Origin of the sequence: Caballeronia sp. (genome assembly GCF_028292365.1) — a bacterium.
Lineage (GTDB): Bacteria > Pseudomonadota > Gammaproteobacteria > Burkholderiales > Burkholderiaceae > Caballeronia.
The window spans coordinates 1-22,088 of the sequence record NZ_JAQGMM010000132.1 but is presented as its reverse complement, the minus strand read 5'-3'; the positions used below and the strand labels follow the sequence as shown (position 1 = coordinate 22,088).

At 59.6% G+C, this 22,088-nt stretch carries 21 protein-coding genes; 13 read left to right on the top strand and 8 right to left on the bottom strand.

Features of this window, described 5'->3' with window-relative positions:
* Positions 1-119 precede the first annotated feature (119 nt).
* Positions 120-803: a hypothetical protein gene (locus tag JWR14_RS07995; protein ID WP_299704157.1), complete on the bottom strand. Its 684-nt coding sequence runs from the start codon at positions 801-803 to the stop codon at positions 120-122.
* 597 nt (positions 804-1,400) lie between these two features.
* Between JWR14_RS07995 and dinB the strand changes: the two genes are divergently transcribed.
* The 3 genes from dinB (at position 1,401) to JWR14_RS07980 (ending at position 4,042) form a co-directional block, all read left to right on the top strand.
* On the top strand, positions 1,401-2,558 hold the full coding sequence (dinB, locus tag JWR14_RS07990; RefSeq protein WP_299704154.1) for a DNA polymerase IV: 1,158 nt from the start codon (positions 1,401-1,403) through the stop codon (positions 2,556-2,558).
* Positions 2,559-2,594: 36 nt separating this feature from the next.
* Positions 2,595-3,191, top strand: a complete 597-nt coding sequence (locus tag JWR14_RS07985) for an alpha-ketoglutarate-dependent dioxygenase AlkB (RefSeq protein WP_299704151.1) — start codon at positions 2,595-2,597, stop codon at positions 3,189-3,191.
* Between the two features lie 212 nt (positions 3,192-3,403).
* The gene (locus JWR14_RS07980) at positions 3,404-4,042 is read left to right on the top strand and encodes a VC0807 family protein (protein ID WP_299704148.1); all 639 of its coding nucleotides are present in this window, start codon (positions 3,404-3,406) and stop codon (positions 4,040-4,042) included.
* A gap of 144 nt (positions 4,043-4,186) precedes the next feature.
* On the opposite strand, the gene JWR14_RS07975 is transcribed toward JWR14_RS07980, so the two are convergent.
* Positions 4,187-5,953 carry a methyl-accepting chemotaxis protein gene (locus JWR14_RS07975; protein ID WP_299704146.1) on the bottom strand — a complete coding sequence of 589 codons (1,767 nt, stop codon included), beginning with the start codon at positions 5,951-5,953 and terminating at the stop codon, positions 4,187-4,189.
* Between the two features lie 205 nt (positions 5,954-6,158).
* Between JWR14_RS07975 and JWR14_RS07970 the strand changes: the two genes are divergently transcribed.
* The 4 genes from JWR14_RS07970 (at position 6,159) to JWR14_RS07955 (ending at position 9,027) form a co-directional block, all read left to right on the top strand.
* Complete coding sequence (locus tag JWR14_RS07970) at positions 6,159-6,482, top strand: metalloregulator ArsR/SmtB family transcription factor (RefSeq protein ID WP_299704143.1); 324 nt, start codon at positions 6,159-6,161, stop codon at positions 6,480-6,482.
* Positions 6,483-6,535: 53 nt separating this feature from the next.
* A complete protein-coding gene (gene arsC, locus JWR14_RS07965; protein ID WP_299704140.1) occupies positions 6,536-6,958 on the top strand; it encodes an arsenate reductase (glutaredoxin) in 423 nt (140 codons plus the stop codon).
* On the top strand, positions 6,958-7,707 hold the full coding sequence (arsH, locus tag JWR14_RS07960) for an arsenical resistance protein ArsH (protein WP_299704135.1): 750 nt from the start codon (positions 6,958-6,960) through the stop codon (positions 7,705-7,707). The genes arsC and arsH overlap by 1 nt, the downstream gene beginning before the upstream one ends.
* A 108-nt stretch (positions 7,708-7,815) precedes the next feature.
* Positions 7,816-9,027 carry an ABC transporter substrate-binding protein gene (locus JWR14_RS07955; protein WP_299704132.1) on the top strand — a complete coding sequence of 404 codons (1,212 nt, stop codon included), beginning with the start codon at positions 7,816-7,818 and terminating at the stop codon, positions 9,025-9,027.
* Between the two features lie 21 nt (positions 9,028-9,048).
* Here JWR14_RS07955 and JWR14_RS07950 read toward each other — a convergent pair whose 3' ends face one another.
* The 3 genes from JWR14_RS07950 to speB form a co-directional block, all read right to left on the bottom strand.
* Positions 9,049-9,975, bottom strand: coding sequence for a glyoxylate/hydroxypyruvate reductase A (locus JWR14_RS07950; RefSeq protein ID WP_299704129.1), 927 nt, complete (start codon positions 9,973-9,975; stop codon positions 9,049-9,051).
* A gap of 66 nt (positions 9,976-10,041) precedes the next feature.
* Positions 10,042-10,812, bottom strand: a complete 771-nt coding sequence (locus JWR14_RS07945) for a class II aldolase/adducin family protein (RefSeq protein ID WP_299704126.1) — start codon at positions 10,810-10,812, stop codon at positions 10,042-10,044.
* Positions 10,813-10,911: 99 nt separating this feature from the next.
* Entirely contained in the window at positions 10,912-11,862 is a 951-nt protein-coding gene (speB, locus tag JWR14_RS07940; RefSeq protein ID WP_299704123.1) for an agmatinase, read from the bottom strand.
* Between the two features lie 198 nt (positions 11,863-12,060).
* Here speB and JWR14_RS07935 point away from each other — a divergent pair, with 198 nt between their 5' ends.
* Entirely contained in the window at positions 12,061-12,951 is an 891-nt protein-coding gene (locus tag JWR14_RS07935; RefSeq protein ID WP_299704120.1) for a LysR family transcriptional regulator, read from the top strand.
* A 15-nt stretch (positions 12,952-12,966) separates the two neighbouring features.
* On the opposite strand, the gene JWR14_RS07930 is transcribed toward JWR14_RS07935, so the two are convergent.
* From JWR14_RS07930 to JWR14_RS07920, 3 genes are all read right to left on the bottom strand, one after another.
* Positions 12,967-14,532: an amino acid ABC transporter permease/ATP-binding protein gene (locus JWR14_RS07930; RefSeq protein WP_299704117.1), complete on the bottom strand. Its 1,566-nt coding sequence runs from the start codon at positions 14,530-14,532 to the stop codon at positions 12,967-12,969.
* Between the two features lie 64 nt (positions 14,533-14,596).
* A complete protein-coding gene (locus JWR14_RS07925) occupies positions 14,597-15,436 on the bottom strand; it encodes a transporter substrate-binding domain-containing protein (RefSeq protein ID WP_299704114.1) in 840 nt (279 codons plus the stop codon).
* Between the two features lie 63 nt (positions 15,437-15,499).
* Positions 15,500-17,425, bottom strand: a complete 1,926-nt coding sequence (locus tag JWR14_RS07920) for a 2-oxoglutarate and iron-dependent oxygenase domain-containing protein (protein WP_299704110.1) — start codon at positions 17,423-17,425, stop codon at positions 15,500-15,502.
* 392 nt (positions 17,426-17,817) lie between these two features.
* On the opposite strand from JWR14_RS07920, the gene JWR14_RS07915 reads away from it, so the two are divergent.
* The 5 genes from JWR14_RS07915 to JWR14_RS07895 all read left to right on the top strand — a co-directional run bounded on the left by JWR14_RS07915 (position 17,818) and on the right by JWR14_RS07895 (position 22,014).
* Complete coding sequence (locus JWR14_RS07915) at positions 17,818-19,011, top strand: GNAT family N-acetyltransferase (RefSeq protein WP_299704107.1); 1,194 nt, start codon at positions 17,818-17,820, stop codon at positions 19,009-19,011.
* Positions 19,012-19,175: 164 nt separating this feature from the next.
* Positions 19,176-19,313 (top strand): hypothetical protein, encoded by a 138-nt coding sequence (locus JWR14_RS07910; protein ID WP_299704104.1) that lies wholly within the window; start codon positions 19,176-19,178, stop codon positions 19,311-19,313.
* 67 nt (positions 19,314-19,380) lie between these two features.
* Positions 19,381-20,955 (top strand): FAD-binding oxidoreductase, encoded by a 1,575-nt coding sequence (locus JWR14_RS07905; RefSeq protein ID WP_299704101.1) that lies wholly within the window; start codon positions 19,381-19,383, stop codon positions 20,953-20,955.
* Entirely contained in the window at positions 20,955-21,410 is a 456-nt protein-coding gene (locus tag JWR14_RS07900; RefSeq protein ID WP_299704098.1) for a hypothetical protein, read from the top strand. The genes JWR14_RS07905 and JWR14_RS07900 overlap by 1 nt, the downstream gene beginning before the upstream one ends.
* Positions 21,411-21,726: 316 nt before the next feature.
* On the top strand, positions 21,727-22,014 hold the full coding sequence (locus tag JWR14_RS07895) for a hypothetical protein (protein WP_299704095.1): 288 nt from the start codon (positions 21,727-21,729) through the stop codon (positions 22,012-22,014).
* Positions 22,015-22,088 lie beyond the last annotated feature (74 nt).

Here is a 22,088-nt window from a genome sequence, read left to right as displayed (position 1 = left end):
TATATAGCAATAAGCACGCGCGATACCTCTAAATGAAAGTGTTTGCGCCAAGCGCCGCAGCGCGGTGCTCAAGTGCCGGGAGCGTTCGTGCCGCCGCACGTGCTGCCGGAAGAAGTCGGCTACTTGGGCGGCGGCGAAGGATCGAGCTTGGCCGAATTCCTGACGAACTGATCCGTCATCGCGGCCGCGACCGGGTTCGAGCCCGTGCCTGGCTTCGGGCTACGTTGGTCCATGGCGGCGCGAGCGGCGGACATATCCGGCGGAGGCAACGATGGATCGAGCTTCGCCGATTCCCTGACCAGTTCGTCCGTTTCCGGTGTCGCGCCTTGAGTCGTTATAGCGCGGCGGTCCAAACCGTCTCGTCCACGCTGGGTGCGCTGCGCCGGGACCACCTTCGGCGCACCTGAGTCCTGCACGTTCACCGACGCGACTGCCGTCGACGGCGCCTTCTTCGGTTGTGCCTCCGGTATCGGTTGCCCGGTGGCTCGTGCGGCGGCCGGAGTGGATGCGAGCGCAGCCGTCTTAGGCGCAGGTGCTGCTGCCGGAGCGGGAACCACCGGCTGCTGCGCGATGGCTGTGCTTTTCGTGATTGCGCCGAATGGCTTCGACTGGCCGATGCTGCCTTCCGTCACGTGATCGCTGGCGCGCGAATCGACGACCGGAGGGCGTGCGGATTCATCCATGGCGGCCGTGACTTCTGCCATTGCGCGGCGGTCCGCCTGAAGGAACATCAGGTACGTGGTCCCTGCTGCACCGAGCAGGAGCCCTCCAATAATCATCAAAATCTTTCGGGTGTTCATCATACTTACTAACGGTCCTTCAAACGACGTGAGCCAGCCATGATAAACGACTGATCGTGGATTTCATCAGACCAATCCAGTAATGGCGGACCTGATGAGCAGGAATGGGCAAGCGATATCCAGAGGATTACCGGTCGTCCGTCCTTGCTGTAGAAACGGACGTTCGCGCAGGCCCGCAGGCCCGCTGTTCTGATTGGACTAACGACTGCGAAGCACGCCATCCGACGCAGAAGATCCTTGCGAGCGACCGGTGTTCGAGCAGTAAGCGCCGGTCAAATGTCTTCAAAGACACGTGGACGTATGACCGCAACTGGCCCGCACGCAACCATTCCACCCTGCGCAACGCGGGATGCTCTCACACATCCGGCAAGTCCGATTTTTGGCCCCGCGTCATCTGGTGCGCGACCAAATTTGTTGGCAAATCTTTGATTCTAATGACGCCCCATCCAACTAATTCCTCTCCCCCAAGATATTGCGCCCACCATTTTTAATGTAAAATACTGTACATCCATACAGCTATTTGATCATGTCCATTCCCAATGGAAACGTCGGCACATCCGGTTCTTTCGCGTTGAACCGCTTGCGTGCTGGAGCGCAGCGGTGACAGCCACGCGGCACATCGCGCATCTTGACATGGACGCCTTTTATGCGTCCGTTGAACTCCTGCGCTACCCCGAACTACGCGGTCAGCCGGTCGTGATCGGCGGCGGCAGGAACGCCACGCCCGAAACGCTGGGCGACGGCACCCGACGCTTCAAGCGGCTGCGCGATTACGCGGGCCGCGGCGTTGTCACCACCTCGACCTACGAAGCGCGCGCGCTCGGCGTGTTTTCCGCCATGGGCATGATGAAAGCCGCACAGCTCGCGCCGGACGCCGTCCTGCTGCCCACCGACTTCGATTCGTACCGGCACTACTCGCGCCTCTTCAAGGAGGCCGTGGCCACATTTACCACGCAGATCGAGAACCGCGGTATCGATGAAATCTACATCGACCTGACGGACCTGCCGGGAGACCCCGCCGAGACCGCGGCACGCATCAAGCAGGCCGTGCGCGACGCGACCGCGCTGTCGTGTTCGATCAGCGTCGCGCCGAACAAACTGCTGGCGAAAATCGGTTCGGAACTCGATAAACCCGACGGCCTGACCATCCTCACCCCCGCCGACATCCCCTTGCGAATCTGGCCGCTGCCGGTACGCAAGGTGAACGGCATTGGGCCGAAGGCGAATGAAAAACTCGCGGCTATCGGCATTGAAACCGTCGGGGACCTGGCGCGCGCGGACCCAGAGATACTGCAAGCCCGCTTTGGCCGGACTTACTCGGCATGGCTTCTGGAAGTGGCGCAGGGCTTCGACGAACGGCCCGTCGTGGTCAGCTCCGAGCCGAAGTCGATGAGCCGCGAAACCACCTTCGAGCGCGACCTGCATGCACGGCAGGATCGCGCGGAATTGTCGGCGGCGTTTACCGACCTCTGTACACGCGTGGCCGACGACCTGCGTCGCAAAGGGTACGAGGGTCGCACGGTCGGCATCAAGCTACGTTACAACGACTTCAGCACAGTCACGCGCGACCTGACTGTCCCGTTTCCAACGGCCGATGCAACAGAGATCCGTCGCGCGGCGACTGAGTGCCTGAAGCGCGTGCCGCTAGACCGGCGGCTGCGTTTGCTCGGTGTACGCGTGACGGCGTTGCTGCCGGCGGGATCGTATGTCGCCGAGCCGCAATCGGTTCAGGGGGAATTGCCGTTCGCGGCGGACTGATCAAAGAAAGCCAGGGAAAGCCACCAAGGAATCGACGTGTTGCAAAATGATCTGTTCGATGCCGTACCGCTCGACCTTGTGGGAGACGCCGAAAGCGGGATTCGTTACCTGCCCGACGTGATTCCGCAGGCGACTGCACACGCGTGGTTTGAGCAGACGCTTGGCCAAGTGACGTGGGGCAATCAGCGCCGCCTGATGTACGAGCGCGAGGTCGATGTACCACGCCTGATGGCGCATTTCTCACTGGACGCACCGGACTTGCCGGAGCCTCTGATGGAAGCTGCAGTACAAGTGCGCGCGATTGCCGGCGCGCAGTTCAATAGCGTCGGCTTGAATTTGTATCGTGATGGCAACGACAGCGTCGCGCCCCATAACGACAAGACCCAAGGGCTAGTGCAAAAAGCGCCTATAGCAATCCTTTCGCTGGGGGCGACCCGTCGCATGACAATCCGCGCGAAGTCAGGCAAGGGCCGCACGCTCAATGTGGATCTGCACGCAGGCAGCGTGCTCGTGATGAGCTACGCTTCGCAATTCACGCACAATCATGGAATACCGAAAATGAGCGGTGTTGACGGACCACGCATCAGCCTAGCGTTTAGATGCTTGGATGCCTCAACGCTTAAGCCGCGCTAGGCACTCAGCAGCATTTCTTGTTTCAACCTCTTAAGGGGTACGCCGGCGTTTTAAGGCGTTCTTATCGTTTCGTATCTGACGCTTGAAACGCCTGAGACGCGTGAGAGACACGCGAAACGCGCCGTGGTATTTTTGTTTATTTATTGATCTGCGCAGCGTCGGCACGCGTCGGCAACTCCGCAGTTTTAAACTTCGGCACTCAGGCGATTCGTATGAACAACCGGGTCCGATATTTATCGGCGATCTGCATCAACGTACTCTTCCCGTGGCTCGCCTATCACCTTGCGTATCCGCAGTGGGGCCACTTGGGAGCATTGGCTGCGTCCACGCTGCCACTGATAGCGTGGATGACATGGGATCTTTTGCGCTTTCATCACTTCGATGCGCTCAGCGCGATCGTTCTGGTCGGTACTTTATTGTCGCTGGCGGTTTCATTTTTTATCGACAACGCCCATGCGCGTCTTTTTGAAGAGCCCGTCATCTCCGGTTTGATCGGCATCGCATTTTTGATTTCACTCGCGTTTCCACGGCCGCTCGTGTTTTATCTCGGGCGGTCGACTGTAGCCCGCGAGCAGGACGGAGGAACGGCTCAGTTCGAACAATGGTGGCGTGACAATCCTGAGCTCGTAGCGGTCATTCAAAAGATGACGCTTGTTTGGGGATTGGGTCTGACGGCCGAGAATGTCGTGCGACTGATGCTTGATATCGAGTGGAAAGACGCAGCATGGATTGCCGGCGTTTCCACTATTCTGCGATACGCAACGTACGGTGGGTTGACGCTATGGACCTTCCTCGAGAGAAGGCGCATGAAGCGAATGAGTCCGTCGGCATTGCCCGCGAAGCGAGCGTGATGTGGCGTTGCAAAGCGACGATAAAAAGCTCGGCCCTCTCTCTGCATCCGCGTCGCTGGCGGAGTGAATCGCGAACCGGTCGCGGCCGGGAGGCACTGGCTTTCAGCGCCTCCCTGTGTCCGCTAGACAGAAACACACCGCTAGTTAAAACGCCTCCCAATCAGCGGCGCCGGCCAATGCAACGGGCTTCGCCTTCTCTTTGATCAGCGCCGGTGTCTTGAGCCGTGCAGCGACTGCAACCGGGCTCACATTCGAACTCACATTCGAACTCGAACTCACAGCAATTGCGCGTTTCTTCGGTACCGCTAATGCACGATGCGCCGCGCCACGCGCCGGTTTCACACTGAGCGCCGTCTTGCCGCTTTCCAGACCTCTGTCGTCCAACTGGAACACTGAAACAGCCGCCTTCAACGCACCCGCCTGATCCTCCAGCGATTGCGCAGCGGCCGCGGCTTCTTCCACCAGCGCCGCATTTTGCTGGGTCACTTCATCCATTTGCGTGACGGCGCGCGCCACTTGTTCAATGCCGCTGCTCTGCTCTTCGGACGCCGCCGCGATCTCGCCCATGATGTCCGTCACACGCTGCACCGCGCCGATGATTTCCGACATCGTGCGGCCGGCATCGCCCACCAGCGTCGTGCCCGTCTGGACCCGCGAGACTGACGTGTTGATCAGTTCCTTGATCTCCTTCGCTGCCGCCGACGAACGTTGCGCGAGACTGCGGACCTCTGCCGCCACCACCGCGAAACCTCGCCCCTGCTCACCGGCACGCGCAGCTTCCACTGCTGCATTCAGCGCGAGGATGTTGGTCTGGAACGCGATACCTTCGATGATCGTGATGATGTCGGCGATCTTCGTCGAACTCTGGTTGATGTCGCCCATGGTGGTGACCACTTGCGAAACAACCGAGCTGCCCTTGTTCGCAATGTCCGATGCGCTGGCCGCCAACGAGCTCGCCTGACGCGCGTTTTCCGCGTTCTGCTTCACGGTGCCGGTCAACTCGTCCATGCTCGATGCCGTTTCCTGCAACGCCGACGCCTGTTCTTCCGTACGCGACGACAAATCGATATTCCCCGCCGCAATCTGCTTGGTCGCCGATGCAATGGACTCACTGCCCGAGCGCACCGTGCGTACCGTATTGACCAGGCTGGCCTGCATCTTTGCGAGTCCCGACAACAGTTGCCCCATCTCGTCGCGCGAGGTGACAATCAGCTCGCGGCGCAGGTCCCCGGCGGCAATTGCATCGAATTGCGCAAGCGCTTCTTCGAGTGGACGCCCGATCGAACGACGCAGTGACAGCCAGGAGAACATAGCCGCGGCGAGGCCCACCAGAATGGAAGCGATGCTGATAAGACGGAACTCGCCGAATGATTCCTGCGAGTTGTCGTAGTCGCTCTTGGCAGAGTCGAACTGGTACTTGCGAAGCGCTTCGCCAAACGCGGCCAACTGGTTGAACGCAACCTGCATGGCTTCCGCGGAAGCGACAATCTTGTCGGCATCGTTCGCCCTGATATTGGCATAACCGTCGTCCATCAGCTTCTGGAGTTCAAGGCGCTTGGCCTGGAAGTCCTCGGACAGTTTGTGTTCGCCCGGACCCTGGGGCAGCGCGGAGTAGGTCGCCCACTCCTTGTCCGCACGCGTGCGCATCAATGCCCCGCGTCCAATGGCTGTTTCCGCAGCGCTGGGCTTGCCAACCAGCAAGGCTGCACGATCGAAGCTGAGCCGCTCACGGGCAGTAAACATTTCCGCGTTGCCGGCCGCGACAGCGCTAGGCATCTGGTTCATGTAGAGGCCGCGTGTCGTGTCGTTACCGCGGCTCATTCCCCAGAGCCCCAGCCCGCCAATCACGATCAGCAACAGACCCAGAAGCGCCATGGCAATACCCAGGCGACCTTTAATCGTCGAAAACATGTCGTCTCACTTTTCAAATCTCACATCGATATCCAAGCAGTGGCGCGCGTCGATGCTTAGCGAGCGCAACCGAGGCTGGCGGCATCATCCGGCCCATATCCTTTAACGGCAAACACGGGCGTCACTTGAGCGAATCCTTACATTACGTTAGCTTACATTTCAATAATTATTGAAATGTAAAAACGTTTGTTGTACGCTTTGGCGCATGAAATCAAACACCGTGGTCCTCGCGCTGGGCGCTCTTGCGCACGAGTCGCGGCTGGCAATCTTTCGAGCGCTGGTCGTGGCGGGTCCTGACGGTCTGGCGGCCGGTGATATTGCTCAGCAACTCGGCGTCTCGCCATCGGGTCTCTCGTTTCATCTGAAAGACCTTTCACACGCCGGCCTGGTCGATGCGCGTCAGGATGGGCGCTTCATTTTCTACTCAGCGAACTTCGGCGCCATGAGCGGGCTCATTGGCTTCCTCACCGAAAATTGCTGCGAAGGCGGCACGTGTTCAGTAAGCACGGCGTCGAAACGCTCCCGCTGAACGGCGTGCATAAAGCAGCAGCCTCTCTTTAACAATTCATGGAGACTCATGGCATGACCATCACGATTTACCATAACCCCGCTTGCGGCACGTCGCGCAATACCCTGGCGCTGATCCGCAATGCGGGCGTTGAACCGGACGTGATCGAGTACCTCAAGACACCGCCGAATCGCGACACGCTTTCCAGAATGATCGAGGATGCGGGGCTGAGCGTCCGGCAAGCGGTCAGGGAGAAAGAGAAACTGTTCACGGAACTCGGTCTCGCCGATGCAACCGTGACGGACGAACAATTGCTGGACGCCATGCTGGCGCACCCTGTTCTCATCAATCGCCCGTTCGTGGTGACTCCCGCAGGCACGCGTTTATGTCGGCCGTCTGAATTGCTGCTCGAGATACTGCCGGAAGCGCAGAAAGGACCGTTCACCAAGGAAGACGGTGAGGTCGTGATCGATAGTAAAGGCAAGCGAGTCCGCTAATGTCATCAGGAATGCCTAATATCAGCCAATCGCACATCGACGTTCCGAGTATCGACAAGCTGGCGCCTGCATCCGTTGCAACGCATCCGCCGCGAATTCTGCTGCTGTATGGTTCGCTGCGCCCCACGTCATACAGTCGCCTCCTGACCCTCGAGGCCGAACGCATCCTCAACCTTTTTGGCGCCGAGACAAAGGTCTTCGACCCGCACGGCCTGCCGATCACCGACAGCGTTCCAGCCGATCATCCGAAAGTAGCGGAACTACGCGCGCTGTCCGCGTGGTCGGAAGGACAAGTCTGGTGCAGCCCGGAACGGCATGGAACGCTCACCTCGGTATTCAAGAACCAGATCGACTGGATCCCGCTGGAAATCGGCGCGGTGCGCCCCACGCAAGGCCGCACGCTCGCGGTCATGCAGGTCAGCGGGGGATCGCAATCGTTCAATGCCGTGAATGCGTTACGCGTCCTCGGCCGATGGATGCGGATGGTGACCATCCCGAACCAGTCATCTGTCGCCATGGCATACAAGGAGTTCGATGCCGACGGCCGCATGAAACCGTCGGCCTACTACGACCGCGTAGTCGACGTCATGGAGGAGCTGATCAAGTTCACCCTGCTTGTACGCGATCGCTCGTCCTACCTGACCGACCGCTATAGCGAGCGCAAGCAAGCGTCGCCGGTCATTGCCTCGCTCGCAAACGCCGCGATGACTCATGAAACCGCTGCCCCGGACGAAGACGACGTCGAGTAGCGTCGCAAGAGAATGTCGTAAGCCTTGACTTCATTCCTCTCAAACGGATATTTTCGGTCCTGACGGATTGCTCGTACGAGCCGCCCGTAACAACCGATGGAGACAGGAATGAACAAGACACTCGCCCGACGCTCTGCGTGCGGCCTCATTACGGCAGCCATCCTGAGCTTCACCGCGAGCGCGGCACATGCAGCGGCCGACTCAGTGAAGCTCGGTTTCATTACAGACCTTTCAGGGCTCTACTCCGACTCCGATGGCCAGGGAGGTCTCGAAGCCATCCGCATGGCGATCGACGACTTCGGCGGCAAGGTGAACGGCAAGCCCATCGAACTGCTGTATGGCGATCACCAGAACAAGGCGGACATTGCGGCATCGAAAGCGCGCGAGTGGATTGACCGCGACGGCGTCAACGGGATCATCGGCGGCACGAATTCGGCGACCGCGCTCGCGACCAACCAGATTGCCGCTGAAAAGAAGATTCCGTACATCAACGTAGGCGCGGGTGTTGATGCGCTGACCAATGAGCAATGCACGCCCTACACGGTCCATTACGCCTACGATACCGTCGCGCTGGCCAACGGCACCGGCCAGGCCGTGACGAAGCAAGGCGGCAAGACCTGGTACTTCCTGACCGCCGACTACGCGTTTGGCAAGGCTTTGGAAAAGAATACGTCGGAGGTTGTGAAGGCGAATGGCGGGCAAGTGCTCGGCGCGGTGCGGCATCCGTTATCGGCATCGGATTTCTCGTCGTTCCTGTTGCAGGCGCAGGCGTCGAAAGCACAGGTGCTGGGGCTGGCAAACGCGGGCGGCGACACCATCAACTCGATCAAGGCCGCGAAGGAATTCGGCCTGACCAAGTCGATGAAAATTGCCGGCTTGCTGATCTTTCTCACGGACATCCACAGCCTCGGGCTTGAGACTGCCCAAGGTCTTCTGGCCACCGATAGCTGGTACTGGAACAAGGATGCCGAGACCCGCAAATGGGCGCAGCGCTACTTTGCCAAGATGAAGAAGATGCCAACCAGCCTGCAGGCCGCGGACTATTCGGCCGCAACCACTTACCTGAAGGCAGTGCAGGCGGCGGGTTCGACCGACAGCACGAAGGTCATGGAAGAACTGCACAAGATGAAGATCGACGACATGTACGCCAAGGGTTATATCCGGCCCGACGGCACCATGATTCACGACATGTACTTGATGCAAGTGAAGAAACCCTCGGAGTCCAAGGAGCCGTGGGATTTCTATACGATCACCGCGACCATCCCCGGCGAGCAGGCATTCGGGTCCAAAGCCATATCGCGTTGCGCGTTGTGGAAGTGAACGGAAGCAACCGGTTCGCTTTCACTGCCGCTGACCCACGTCGACCTGATGGTTGAGCGGCTCGCCACGCGCCAGACGTCGCACGTTCTCGGCGATCTGCGAACCAATGGTTTCGAGGCTTGCGATTGCCGCCATATGCGGCGTGACGATGAGCTTCGGATGGCGCCACAGCGGATCACCGGGCGGCAGCGGTTCGTTGGGAAAAACATCGACGATCGCGCCGCCCATGTGTCCGTCGGACAATGCCGCAAGCAACGCGTCCATCACCAGATGTTCCCCGCGGCCAACATGAATCAGCTTCGCGCCCGGGTTGAGTTGCCTGAACACATCGGCGTTCAACACACCGCGTGTCTCGCTGGTCAGCGGCAATAGACATACGAGGATATCGACGCCAGACAGGAACGCCGGCAACGCGTCGCGGCCGCTGAATGACTCGATACCCGGCAGCGTCCTGTCACTACGCGCCCAGCCCTTTAACCTAAAACCGGCATGCCGCAAGTCGGTCGCGACCCGCGCGCCAATTTCACCAAGCCCCATCACGCCGATGGTGCAATCGCTTGCGAGTTTTTGCACCGGCACCTGCCATAGTCCGGCTCGTTGATTGGCAAGTACCTGATCGAATTGTCGATGAAAATGCAGCGCTCCCCACATGACAAATTCGCTCATGGCGCGCGCCTGATACGGGTCGACCACGCGGCATATCGGCACCGCAGGCAGATGCGGATCGCACAGGATGTTGTCGACGCCGGCAGCAATGCCGTGCACCAGCCGAAGCTCAGGCAGCGAGCGCAATGCGCCCGCCGGTGGATTCCAGCACACGGCGACTTGCGCGTCGCCGGCATCGGGAGCGCCGAACGAATGCACCTGCAGTTCGGGTGCCGTTGCGACGATCACGGACGCGAGCGCCGACATGTCGTAGTCTCGGCTGATGAGTACGAGCTTGGTCATGAGCGGTTTGGAAATGATCAAAGGACACCGGCGCATGACGCGATAGTCATGCAGCCGGATCGCGGGTCAGGACCGGTAGTCGGGAAGATCGCTCGCTATCAGGCGCAACGCCGCTTGCCATGCGAGTTCGATGATGGCGTCCGCATTTTCCGAGCCAAACTGCCGCGCGGTGAGTTCGCGAACATGCTCTGGCGGTATCCGCAATTGCACGCCTCCGGCCAGCGCCTGCACCTGCGCCTGGCAAGCGCGCTCGAGAAAATAGATCTCGTGAAACGCGTGCGCAGCGGTGGCGCCGCCGGCGAGCAGGCCGTGGTTGCGCAGGATCATCGCCTTATGCGGACCGAGATCGGCGACCAGGCGTTCACGCTCGCCCAGGTCGAGCGCAATGCCTTCATAGTCGTGGTAACCCAGCTTGCCGTAGAACTTCAGCGCATGCTGGCTGATAGGCAAAAGCCCTTGCTCTTGTGCCGACACAGCGGTCCCCGCCGCGGTATGCGTATGCACGACAAAGGCGATATCCTCGCGCGCCATGTGAACCGCCGAGTGGATCGTAAAACCGGCCTCATTGACGATAAACAACTCGGGTGTATCGCGTGCACGCTCGTCGATCACCTTGCCCTCGTAGTCGATCTTCACAAGGTCCGACGCGCGCATTTCGTGGAACAGCACGCCGTATCGATTGATCAGGAATGCGGGCTTTGGGCCGGGCAAACGCGCGGTAATATGCGTGTCGATCATGTCCGTCATACGGAAATGCGCCATTAACCGATACAACGCCGCCAGATCCTCGCGGACCTTTTGTTCGGCTGCCAGAATAGGCGTAGTAGTCGTTTCCATGATCTGTTCCTTCCTCCCGATGACGCAGCCTTGGACTTAACAATGAAGCTTAACAACAAAACTTAACGTCGAAGCTTAACGTCGAAACTTGACAACGCCTTAGCGACGCTTCACGCCCGGCAGCACGCACAGCATTTCATACAGCAGGTTCGCTCCCAGCAGCGACGTGTTCCCGCTCGTATCGTAAGGTGGCGACACTTCGACCAGATCGCATCCGATCAAGTCCAGCCCATGACAACCACGGATGATTTCGATACCTTGAATTGTCGTCAGCCCACCAATCTCGGGCGTACCGGTGCCCGGCGCCCACGCCGGATCGATACCGTCAATGTCGAAGCTCAAATACACCGGACCGCCCGCCACCTTGGCCCGGACTTCAGCCATCAGCGGATCGAGCGACTTGTGCCAGCACTCTTCCGCCTGCACCACGCGAAAACCTTGCCGGCGGCTCCAGTTGAAGTCGTCGGCCGTATAACCCTGGGCACGCAATCCGATTTGTACCACGCGCTCGCAATCCAGCAGCCCCTCCTCCACCGCGCGCCGGAAGGTCGTGCCGTGGGCGATCTTCTCGCCGAACATGTGGTCGTTGACATCGGCGTGAGCGTCGACATGCACCAGGCCAATCTTGCCATGCTTACGATGCAGTGCGCGCAGGATCGGCAGCGTAATGGTGTGATCGCCGCCGAGCGTCAGCGGCACCACGCCTTGCTCGACAATGCGGTCATACGACTCTTCTATGATCCGCACCGCGTCCAGCAGATTGAAGGTGTTGATGGCCACGTCGCCAATATCCGCCACTGAAAGCGAGTCGAATGGCGCGGCGCCGGTCGCCATGTTGTAAGGCCGGATCATGACGGACTCGGCGCGGATTCCGCGCGGGCCAAATCGCGTTCCGGCGCGCAGCGACGCGCCGATGTCGAGCGGCACGCCAATAAACGCAGCATCCAGGCCCGCAGCAGAAGCGAGATGCGGCAAGCGCATCATTGTGGCAATGCCGCCAAAGCGCGGCATTTCATTACCGCCGAGCGGTTGATGAAAGATCTTTTCCATGGCACGTCCTCACATTCATTCGTCGAACTGTCTGAGTTGAATTCTGGCGCTGACCGGCGCACCGACAAAGTGCTGGTGCGAAATATTTAGTTCAGTTATTTCTAAAGTATCGGCACGTCCGGCCCGGGGGCATTGCTTCGCCGCCCTTGGCGCCGGCTGTTCGCTTGCCGGCATTTCCCGTAGCTGATGGAGCGAGATGTGGCCACTGTATTGCCTGAAGCACGTCTGCTGCGCATTTTTACCTGTGTGATCCGACACCAGGGTTTTGCCGCGGCGCAGCAGGAACTCAACCTTTCCACATCGGCGATCAGCACCTACATGAGCCAGTTGGAGTCGCTGGTGGGTGTGGTGTTGTGTCATCGCGGGCGCGGCGGTTTTAGTCTGACGCCAAAAGGCGAGGAGTTCCATCAGGAAGCGTTGCGGCTGCTGGGCGAGGTCGACGGGTTCGAGCGTTATGCCGCCGGGCTGCGCGGAGAATTGCGCGGCAGTATCAAGCTTGGCGTGCTGGATTCCACGGTCAGCGATAAATCGTTGCCGCTCTCCGAAATCATTGGTGCATTTACGCGCGAGCATCCGGCGCTGCATTTGCATTTGCATGTGCAAAGCCCTTATGAATTGCAGCTTAGCGTGCTGGGCAATCGCCTTGATCTGGCGATCGGCGCGTTTCAGTTACGCATGAACGGGCTGATCTACCATTCGCTTTATCGAGAGCAACACTGGTTGTATTGCAGCGACAGCCATCCGCTTTTCAACGAGCACAACATCCCGCAGGAAACGATCAGCCAGCAGCGGATGGTTGGACGGGCTTACTGGAGTCAGACAGAGCTGGCGCGACACGGGTTCAAACGTAGCGAAGCGACGGTGGACAGTATGGAAGGGCAACTGATCCTGATTTTATCCGGCGCGTTTATCGGTTTCCTGCCGGAGCATTATGCGCAGGCCTGGGTCGACAAGGGCCGGCTGCGGGCGCTCGCACCGGCGGGGTTCGGCTATCAGGCGCCATTTGCCTTGATCGTCAGGCGGGGGCGTTCGAACGAACCTTTGGTTCAGAAGTTTCGCGATACGTTGAAGGAGCATCTTGGGCGCTAGCGGCATTGCGACTGCTTAGGACCCCAGCGCAACCGAAATACCCCGATCCACTTGGGTCCCTTCTCCTTCTCTTGCGACGCCAATAAACCGCCGCACACGCTCAGCGCCATCCTGATGCCGGATCGCATCGGGTGCCGCATCGAGCTCGATGACACCATTCTCCATAAACACAATCCGGTCGGAAATCGACATCGCAAAGTCCATCTCATGAGTGACGATAATCATCGTCATCCCTTCCTTCGCAAGCTCGCCAATCACGTTGAGCACATCGCCGACTAGCTCCGGATCCAGCGCCGACGTTGGCTCGTCAAACAGCATGACGGCCGGGTCCATCGCAAGCGCCCGCGCAATCGCCACGCGCTGCTGCTGCCCGCCCGAAAGCTGATGCGGATACTTGTACGCGTGCGCAATCAGACCCACCTTGTCCAGCAACGCCAGTGACCGCGCGGTGACATCCGGCCGGTTGCCACGCCCGTGATAATGCGGCGCGAGCGTCACGTTCTCCAGGATCGTCCGGTGCGGAAATAGATTGAAGCTCTGGAACACCATGCCAATGTGCCTGACGCCATCGCGCACTCGCCGGATATTCGTTTTGTCCGCGGCGGAAATATAGGTCTTGCCGAACAGGATGATCTCGCCCTGATCAATCGGCTCAAGCGCATTGATCGTGCGGATCAACGAAGTCTTCCCCGACCCCGATGGTCCTATCACCGCAATCACTTCCCCTGCCTTGACCTCGAGATCGATGCCCTTGAGCACCTCATGTTCACCGTAACGCTTGTGCAAGTTCTTGAGCAACAACGCATGCGGCGCGCCCTTACCGTCCGGCCCGGCAGTAGCTGGCGCAACAGGGACAAGCCGCGTGCGCAGCGCCGCTATTTGCTCAGCCGCAAGCGTTTGCGGCTTACGCTTAGAAAGGTCAAGCCGGCGCTCGACATACTGCAACAACCAGCCGAAGACAGTGACAATCAACACGTAATAAATGGCGATGGCCGACAAGGTTTCCATCACCAGGAAGTTCTGCGAATACAGCCGCTGCCCGACCAGCAACAATTCACTTAGCGATATCACCGAGATCAGCGACGTCAGTTTCACGCAGGTAATGTACTCGTTGATCAGCGTCGGCAACGCAATGCGCAGCGCCTGCGGAATGACAATCAACCGCTGAAGGCCAATAGGACGGATGCCTAGCGCCGCGCCCGCCTCATGCTGTCCTTTAGCTACGGACAACAATCCGCCGCGATGAATCTCCGCCATGTAAGCCGTTTCCGTGAGCGCCAAAGCGACGAAACCAGAGAAAAACGGATGCGACAACGCCACGCCGCTCGCAGGAAAAAGCTGCGGCAGGTTATAGACGAACACGACCAGGACCAGCAGCGGAACGCTTCGAAAGAACCAGATGTACACAGCGGCGGGCAATGAAAGCCAGCGCGAGCGGGACAGCTTCGCCGAAGCAAGCAAAAAGCCCAGCACGAGGCCCGTCAGCCACGAAAGCGCGCTGAGTTCCACGACGGTCACGCAAGCCTGCCAGAAGGCTGGCAGCGCGAATAGCGATAGCAGGTAGGGGAAATCGTAGTGCATGAGTAAGTGCCTCTCGCTAGACGCGGTGCTCGCTGCGTAGATCAGCTCAGGTACGACCCAAGAATCAGGACGACTTGGCGGGCGGCATGGACAGGTTGTATTTCTTGAGCATGGCTTCGTACTCGCCGTTTTTCTTCAACGCGTCGAATGCCTTGGTCAGGGTGTCGTAGAGCGCTGTGTCATCCTTTCGCACATAGATGCCCAGCGTCTGCGGATAGATCAGTTGCGGCGACTGCACCACCACCACGCGACCTGACGATTTGGCGGCCAGCGCATGAGCCGCCCCGGCAATTTCCATCTGCGCCTGCACGTTATTCGACAGCAGCGCCTGCAACACTTCCGGCGCCGACGGATACTCGCTGACCGTGATCTCGCCCTTGCCGTTCGCCTTGCAATAATCCTTCGACAACGCCTGCAACTTCGCTACCCACGTTGTCCCTTGCTCAAGGCCCACATGCAGTCCGCACAGTTCTTCGGGGGTCTTCGGTTTGATCGTGCCGCTGGCTGCCACCATGATTGCCGCGGAGGTCTGCGCATAAGGGATCGCCTGAGCCTGCGCAACGCGTTCGGGTGTGACGTACATGCCGGAGATGACCGCGTCGTAATGACGTGCGTTCAAGCCCAGGATAAGACCAGAGAAACGCGTGTCGACAAAGCTCGCGCTAGCGCCGAACTGCTTGGCGAGCGCCCGTGAAAAATCAGGATCGGAGCCGACCACCTTGTCGCCATCGTAAGACTCGAACGGCGGGTAGGTGATCTCCATGCCGACCTTGAACTGGCCGGGCGCGAGCGTAACGGCGTTGGCCGGTGTCTGTGCAAACGCACCGCCCATGGCATAGGCGCCGGCGAAGACGGCAGTGGCGGCGGCGATCAGGAAACGCTTGGTGTCCGGCTTGAAAATCATCGTGTGACTCCGCTCGAAGAAGGGTGGTGTGTTGATGAACTTGTTCAGTCGCCCGACCGGAGATCAGCCGGGTTGTCCGGCTTTTTTCAGGTGCCCGAAACTGGACGGTTTGCGTGCACGCGAGGGCAACGTCGCGCGGCCTTCCGCCACACGCTGGCGCAGGTACGTATAGGTTTGCAGCGCTTGCCCATACATGTGTTCGCCAATTGCGATCTCCTCGTACTCGTCGCCCTCTTTCGCGAAGGCCGGCAGCGGCTTGATCAGCGTGTGGTAATCGCATGCGTAGAACAGCGGAAACGAGTAGCGCTCCTCGCGCACGGTGCGCACGCGGTGGGCCGTGGCGACAAATGCGCCGGAGGTCATCACCTCCAGCATGTCGCCAATATTCACAACGAACGTTCCGGGCAGAGGCGGCGTATCAATCCATTCGCCAAGCCCGTTCATCACCTCGAGGCCGGGTGCATCGGCTTGCAGGATCGTGAAGCACTCGTAGTCGGTATGCGCGCCAATGCCGGGGGCGTCTTGCGCCGCACCGTCGAACGGATAATGAATCAGGCGCAGCTTCGAGGGCGGCCGCGTGACCAGCTCATCGAAGTGGTCCTCAGGCAGGCCCAAGGCCAGCGCAAAGCCATGGAACAGCACGCGTCCAAGTGCGAATACCTGCTGGTAGTAGCGCTGCACAGCGGGTTTGAAACCGTCGAGTGCAGGCCAATGATTCGGTCCCAGCAACGGAGTTCCGGCTAGCACCAGGGGATCGTCAGCGGCAACTTCGAAGCCGACGTCAAACGCCTCCTTATGATCGGGCTTGCCCTTCGCGTAGACCTCTTCACCCTCGGGCACAAATCCCTTGTGGGTATCGGATGTGCCTATGTAGTGCTCCATCTTCTTTTCTATCGGCTGCCTGAAATAGTCCTTGGCCGCCTGTCTCAGACCGTTGATCACCGAGGGTTCTATCCCGTGACCGGAGATATAAAGGAACCCGACGTTGCGAGCAGCTTGCCCAAGCTCGCTTGCAACCGCCTGGCGATCCGCCAGCTTGTCGCTGAACAAGCCGGAGATGTCGATCACCGGAATCGATGTGAAATTTTTTTCCGGCGCAGCTTCGCCGGCGTGGTTCGCTTGCATCGCGTATTGCTCCTGGGGGTCAGTGCGGGTCCATATCTGGCTGAAATGCTTGCGCTCCGCGTTCACCATCCACTCGTTGAGCTGGGACAGGTCGGCGACCGGAACATCGGTGAACGGCAGATGGTGCAGGTAGCCGTCCCGTCCGAACTCGGGGGTGAGGGTCGTGGTCTGGTAGCCGCGCGCCGCTTGCGAGCGCCAGATGGAAGCCCAGTGGTCCTGATGAAAAGCGAGCGGCAATGAATACTCGGCGGCGGCGGGATGCGGCACCTGCGGCCCCTGGTCATAACCCACACGCGCCTGGATGTGATGCACGCGTTCAATGAATGGCGTGAGGTCGTCCTCGTTGTCATCGAGCAGGCGTTCGCATACAACGACCCAATGACTGATGTCGCTGGTGAAACGCAAGCCAGGCACCTGCCGTATCACGTCCAGCGTCACCCACGGGCTATACAGGGATCGCGCTCTATGCGTTTCGAAGCTGCAAAACTGCTCGTGTTTTTGTGCGAGCTCAAGCGCATTGCCGAAGAACTCCACTTGCTGCGCGAGCGGCCATCGGTCATTGCCGGCCAGCACGTTGATAAAACGCGGCGACAAATCCGCAGCCGATCCGAGCTTGCGATCCAGGTCGTCCAGATGCTGCGCGGGCGTGGCGCGCTGGTCGGGCAACACGGCGTTGTCGGTGAAGACAATGGCGATGTAGTCGAGTTCGTGTTCCTTCAGGTCCTGCAGCAGGGCGCCACGTTCGTCCGTTGTCAGCGGCAGGCGGGCCTCTATACCGGCCAGGCCCGCCTCGCGAACGTCGCGGAAGGTACTGCGCCGGTCGCCACGATGGCCCCAGAGCGAGCGAAAGATGTCCAGTTGCATTGGCGGAGTCTTGAAACGTGGGATCGGCACCGCGCCGTTCTTGTGAAAGCAATGTTGCATACAGCCTAGGCGGCGAAAAATCCTGGAAACAAAACAATTAGTTTTGAAATTTCTAAACTAAGTTTTGCCGTGGTCTGGCCTTGAGCCGAGTCGGCCTTTCACCAACCCACCTCGCGGCAACATCCAGGCGCGGTTGCAACCCGCTCCTCCGCCCTATTTCCTCATATGATTGTGTGCTGCCGAACATCGCGCGGTGCCCGTAACCGGCACCATCGACCGTATCAGTGCGTGCGTTGTCCTTCGTCTTACTTCCGACCACTTGTTACTTGTCAGGCCGACCGCGCAAGTCCGCAAGGCGACCGCTGGACGCACCGTTTATTACTCGAGAGACTATGAGCCAGGCAGATTGTCAGTTTGAGATCGTGAGCGACGAAGACGGTTTTCGGGCTTTACAGCATGAATGGGACGATCTCTGGTCGGCCGCGAACGGTCAGCATGGCCAGTCGTTCAGCGTGTGCTGGCTGGCCTGGCAACATGTCGCCAAGCCACGTGGCCGACGCCTTTGCTGCATCGTGCATCGCGAGAACGGGCAACTTGCAATGGTCTGGCCGCTCGTGACGTACCGGCGGCTCCTATGGACTTATCTCTGTCCCCTGAGCCCCGAAGCCGGTGATTACACAAGGGTGCTCGTCACCGATAGCCCCGCCTCCCCGGCTCTGATCGCCGGCGCGTGGCAAACAGCGCTGAAGCGTTGCGGCGCCGACTTCATCAAGCTGCCGTATGTAGATGAAGGCTCCGAACTGCATGCGCTCGCCTCGCGCGAACGCCATGTGATGATCGCTGCGCGCACCGTCGCCGCGTTTGCGAAGCTCCGCGACGAGACCGAATGGGACGCGTTTTGCAAGACACTGGGCACGATGAGCGGGAAAAAACCCGGTGCGCTCGAACGCCGCTTGTCGAAGGAAGGTGAGCTTGCAGTGCGCCTGACAGAGTCCGGCGACACCAGCGAGAACGCGGCTCTAGTCGACTGGATTCTGGCGCGCAAACGCGCGTGGGGCGATCGGGTCGGCAAACGAGGCCAGTGGCTCGACTCATCGCACTATCGTGACTTCCTCGTCAGCCTCGTCTGCCCGGCGAACGGGCGCGCCATGGCCCGTCTGTTCGTGATCACGCTGGATGGCGCACCCATCGCGGCCACGGTGGTAGGCGTGGGCGCGACTTGCGTCGACGGACTGATTGCCAGTTTCGACGCCCGGTTTGCCAAGTTCGGTCCAGGTTCAATCGTCATTGAACACGTGGTCAAATGGGCATTCGATCAGCGCCTGAACGTAGATTTCGGCGTAGGTGCCGAACGCTTCAAAGCCTATTGGAGCCGCAACAACGTTACCGGGGCGTGGAGCGCGCAGATCGCCAGTTCGCGCTGGGGCGTGCTCGCGTATCGCAGCAAGAAAACCGTGCGGGCGATTGCCCGGCCGGTGGCTCGATTAAGCGAATTGTTAACGGGACGAAAACAGAACCCGTCAACCTTCGTGCCCAGCGATCCCGGCGGCAAGCGCTCGCTCGATTTCCCGATGAATCCGTCCTGACGGGTCGAGTCATTAAAGCTTCCTTCTTGCGTGCATCAGCGCTGCAAAACGCACAACGTCAAAAAATAAGGGAATAATTTGCCGCGTCGGTTCGTTTAATTCATGAGCGCCGAACATCGCGCCAGCGGTTGGTACGCGCTCGTCCAACATTCATGGGGAAACAAATGAACTTCAAACGCATTGCATCGATGTTGCTGGCTGTCCTGACCGTCTCGCTCGCAGTCTCCCTTGCCGGATGCCAAACCGACGGCGCCGCCTCAGGGTCGAGTTCGGGTGGGAGTTCCAGTAGCGGCGGGTATTGACTGGTGCTGACGGGTTTAAGCCTATTGAAAGCATCGCGTCGATGAACGTGTTCCGGACGCAGGGACCGTGAGCGGCCCGCCTCGTCCCCCGGGAGTGCCGGAATCTGATTTCCAGCAGGCGCTGACAGCATTCAGGGCGATTGCGGGCCAGAGCGCCGTTCTCTCGGGAGACGGTGCGGCGCAGCCGTATCTGGATCCGTTCGCGCCCGGAGACGAGCACGCTTACGAAGCGTCGGCCGTTGTGCTGGTATCGAATGTCGAGCAGCTTCGTGCCGTGCTCGGCGTGGCGAATCGGTATGGCGTACCGCTGTGGAGCGTATCGACCGGACGCAACTTCGCTTACGGCGGCGCAGCGCCCCGGCTTAAAGGCTGCGTCGTGCTGGACTTGCAGCGCATGAACCGCATCATCGAGATCAATGAGACGCTGGGTTATGCGCTGGTCGAACCGGGTGTCAGCTACTACGATCTTTATCAGGCACTTCAAGCGCGAGGCATCGGGCTGTGGCTCGATCCACCGGCTGCAGGCTGGGGCAGCGTGGTCGGCAATACACTGGAACGCGGCTTTGGCACGACCCCATACGGGGATCACGCAGCCATGCAGTGCGGAATGGAAGTGATGCTGGCAAACGGTGAGGTGGTACGCACCGGCATGGGCGCAATGAACGGCAATCAGGACTGGCAGGTATTCAAGGCGGGTTTCGGTCCTTCCTACGACGCCATGTTCATGCAGTCGAATTTTGGCATTGCAACCAAGCTCGGCATCTGGTTGATGCCGAAGCCCGAAGGCTACATGCTGTGCACGTATAAGTTCCGGCACGACACCGATCTTGAGCGCATTGTCGAGACGCTGCGTCCCTTGAAACTCGACGACACGATGCAAAGCAACGCGGTCATCGAAAGCGCGGTGCGGTGGGCTGCTGGTGTATCGGTACGCAAGCAATGGTACGAGGGCCCCGGTGCAATACCTGATTCGGCTATAGAGACCATGACCCGCAAGCTCGGCATAGGCCGCTGGAATCTTCGCTTCTGCCTGTATGGTCCCGAAGCGCTGGTGAAGGCGCGTCGCGATGTGATACACCAGCGCTTCTCGTCCATCGCCGACGCCGAATTGATCGAGTCACCCTATACGCTTGCCAACGTAGAACCCAAAGGCGGCGGTGATCGCAGCCAGGTCGGCATTCCCAATCTCGACGCATTCAACTTGCTGAACTGGCGCGGCGGCTCGGGCGCGCACGTCGATTTCTCGCCCGTGTGTGCGCCGCTTGGCCGCGATGCAGTCAGGCAATATCGAATGATCAGGGATCGGGCAGCGCAGTATGGCTTCGATTACTACGGCGGTTTTACAGCCGGCCCGCGCAGCATGCATCATATTTTTGCGGCAATCTTTAATCGTGACGATCCGGCGCAAGCGCGCGACGCGGGCGAGCTGCTGAAGACGTTGATCAACGACTTCGGCGCGGCCGGTTATGGTCAATACAGGGCCCACCTCGCCTTCATGGATCTCGCTGCGTCCCAGTATGATTTCAACAATCATGCGTTGATGCGCATGAGCGAGAGCATCAAGGAAGCGCTCGATCCGAACGGCATTTTATCGCCAGGGAAACAAGGTATCTGGCCGAGGAAGATCAAGGAGCGCGACTGATGAAAACCGGCCGGCGTGAGTTTGTGGCGACCGCTTCGCTCGCAACCGCATGCCTGCGCGTGTCATGGCCCGCGCAGACCATGCTGCGGTCTTCCACGCTATCTGCAACGCTATCAAGCGAGCAAAGAGCGCTTGGCCACACGCTCACTATTGTCTTCGACGAACACCTGGCGGACAGCCGCGCTTTTGCTGTCAGATCGCGCACGACGGGCGCACGCATTGTGCCGCTAGGAAACGACATCGGCGTTCTTTGGTTCAAGCGTTTGATGCCACTGGCCAGTTCACCTGGGAACACGATCGCGGGACTGACAACACACGCCAACGCGTTCTTGCTGACCCGCTTCGCCCAAGGTATCGGCTTGCAAGCTGCTCAACGCATAACCGGGAAGCATGCGGGGTCCGATACGCTAGTCATGTGGCAACTGGATGCTAACGGCGCCCGGAATTGCTCCTGATTGCAGCCATGGTTCTGCGGTCCCTTGACCGATTCAGCGCGACCAGCCGGACCCAATGCGACACAACCGCGCAATCGGTAAGAAAGAGTGTACGCACCCATCATGGCATGTAAAAGCTCGCCCGCTCTGCGTTAAAGAAACATGACCATAACGGCCTTTCCAGCCCCATTGCGGTGCCGTTTTATGTGTGCTGACGCACGCCGCTTCAGAAGCATGCTTATGGTAGTGATGTAGCGCACACATCTGAAGGTTTTCTCGTTGGTCCCCGTAATCGGCGTCGATACACTTTGGTTAGATCGTAAAACCGGGGAAGGCAATGCAACCAATGACGGGCTTCGTGCTGTATGGCATCTGCGCAGCAATAGTTGCCGCGATCGCAGGCAAGAAGGGACTGAGCTGGAGTGCGTATCTCCTTGTGATGCTGCCCTTGGGGCCAGCGGTCGCGATCATTCTGCCGCTCTTCACTCAGGGCTCGGCAAACAGCCTCATGACCACAGCACTCGTTTTTTGCGTGCCGCTTGCAGCACTGCTGGTAGCGTTGTTCAGCAAGGGACCGGCGACGCTAACGTCAGGCACCGAATCACGCGAGCAGAAAGGCGCTTGAGCACCGCAGGCGTTCACCTTCAAACCAACGCACATCCATTCATACGCCGGCAACACGCCGGTTACCCGCATATC

Bases quoted from the DNA above. Each gene is read 5' to 3' on its own strand.
- JWR14_RS07910 (WP_299704104.1), top strand. From the start codon at position 19,176: ATGAACTTCAAACGCATTGCATCGATGTTGCTGGCTGTCCTGACCGTC.
- JWR14_RS07900 (WP_299704098.1), top strand. From the start codon at position 20,955: ATGAAAACCGGCCGGCGTGAGTTTGTGGCGACCGCTTCGCTCGCAACC.
- speB (WP_299704123.1), bottom strand. From the start codon at position 11,862: ATGGAAAAGATCTTTCATCAACCGCTCGGCGGTAATGAAATGCCGCGC.
- JWR14_RS07925 (WP_299704114.1), bottom strand. From the start codon at position 15,436: ATGATTTTCAAGCCGGACACCAAGCGTTTCCTGATCGCCGCCGCCACT.
- JWR14_RS07945 (WP_299704126.1), bottom strand. From the start codon at position 10,812: ATGGAAACGACTACTACGCCTATTCTGGCAGCCGAACAAAAGGTCCGC.
- arsC (WP_299704140.1), top strand. From the start codon at position 6,536: ATGACCATCACGATTTACCATAACCCCGCTTGCGGCACGTCGCGCAAT.
- JWR14_RS07970 (WP_299704143.1), top strand. From the start codon at position 6,159: ATGAAATCAAACACCGTGGTCCTCGCGCTGGGCGCTCTTGCGCACGAG.
- arsH (WP_299704135.1), top strand. From the start codon at position 6,958: ATGTCATCAGGAATGCCTAATATCAGCCAATCGCACATCGACGTTCCG.
- JWR14_RS07995 (WP_299704157.1), bottom strand. From the start codon at position 803: ATGATGAACACCCGAAAGATTTTGATGATTATTGGAGGGCTCCTGCTC.
- JWR14_RS07895 (WP_299704095.1), top strand. From the start codon at position 21,727: ATGCAACCAATGACGGGCTTCGTGCTGTATGGCATCTGCGCAGCAATA.
- JWR14_RS07915 (WP_299704107.1), top strand. From the start codon at position 17,818: ATGAGCCAGGCAGATTGTCAGTTTGAGATCGTGAGCGACGAAGACGGT.
- JWR14_RS07950 (WP_299704129.1), bottom strand. From the start codon at position 9,975: ATGACCAAGCTCGTACTCATCAGCCGAGACTACGACATGTCGGCGCTC.
- JWR14_RS07975 (WP_299704146.1), bottom strand. From the start codon at position 5,953: ATGTTTTCGACGATTAAAGGTCGCCTGGGTATTGCCATGGCGCTTCTG.
- JWR14_RS07980 (WP_299704148.1), top strand. From the start codon at position 3,404: ATGAACAACCGGGTCCGATATTTATCGGCGATCTGCATCAACGTACTC.
- JWR14_RS07955 (WP_299704132.1), top strand. From the start codon at position 7,816: ATGAACAAGACACTCGCCCGACGCTCTGCGTGCGGCCTCATTACGGCA.
- JWR14_RS07920 (WP_299704110.1), bottom strand. From the start codon at position 17,425: ATGCAACTGGACATCTTTCGCTCGCTCTGGGGCCATCGTGGCGACCGG.
- JWR14_RS07930 (WP_299704117.1), bottom strand. From the start codon at position 14,532: ATGCACTACGATTTCCCCTACCTGCTATCGCTATTCGCGCTGCCAGCC.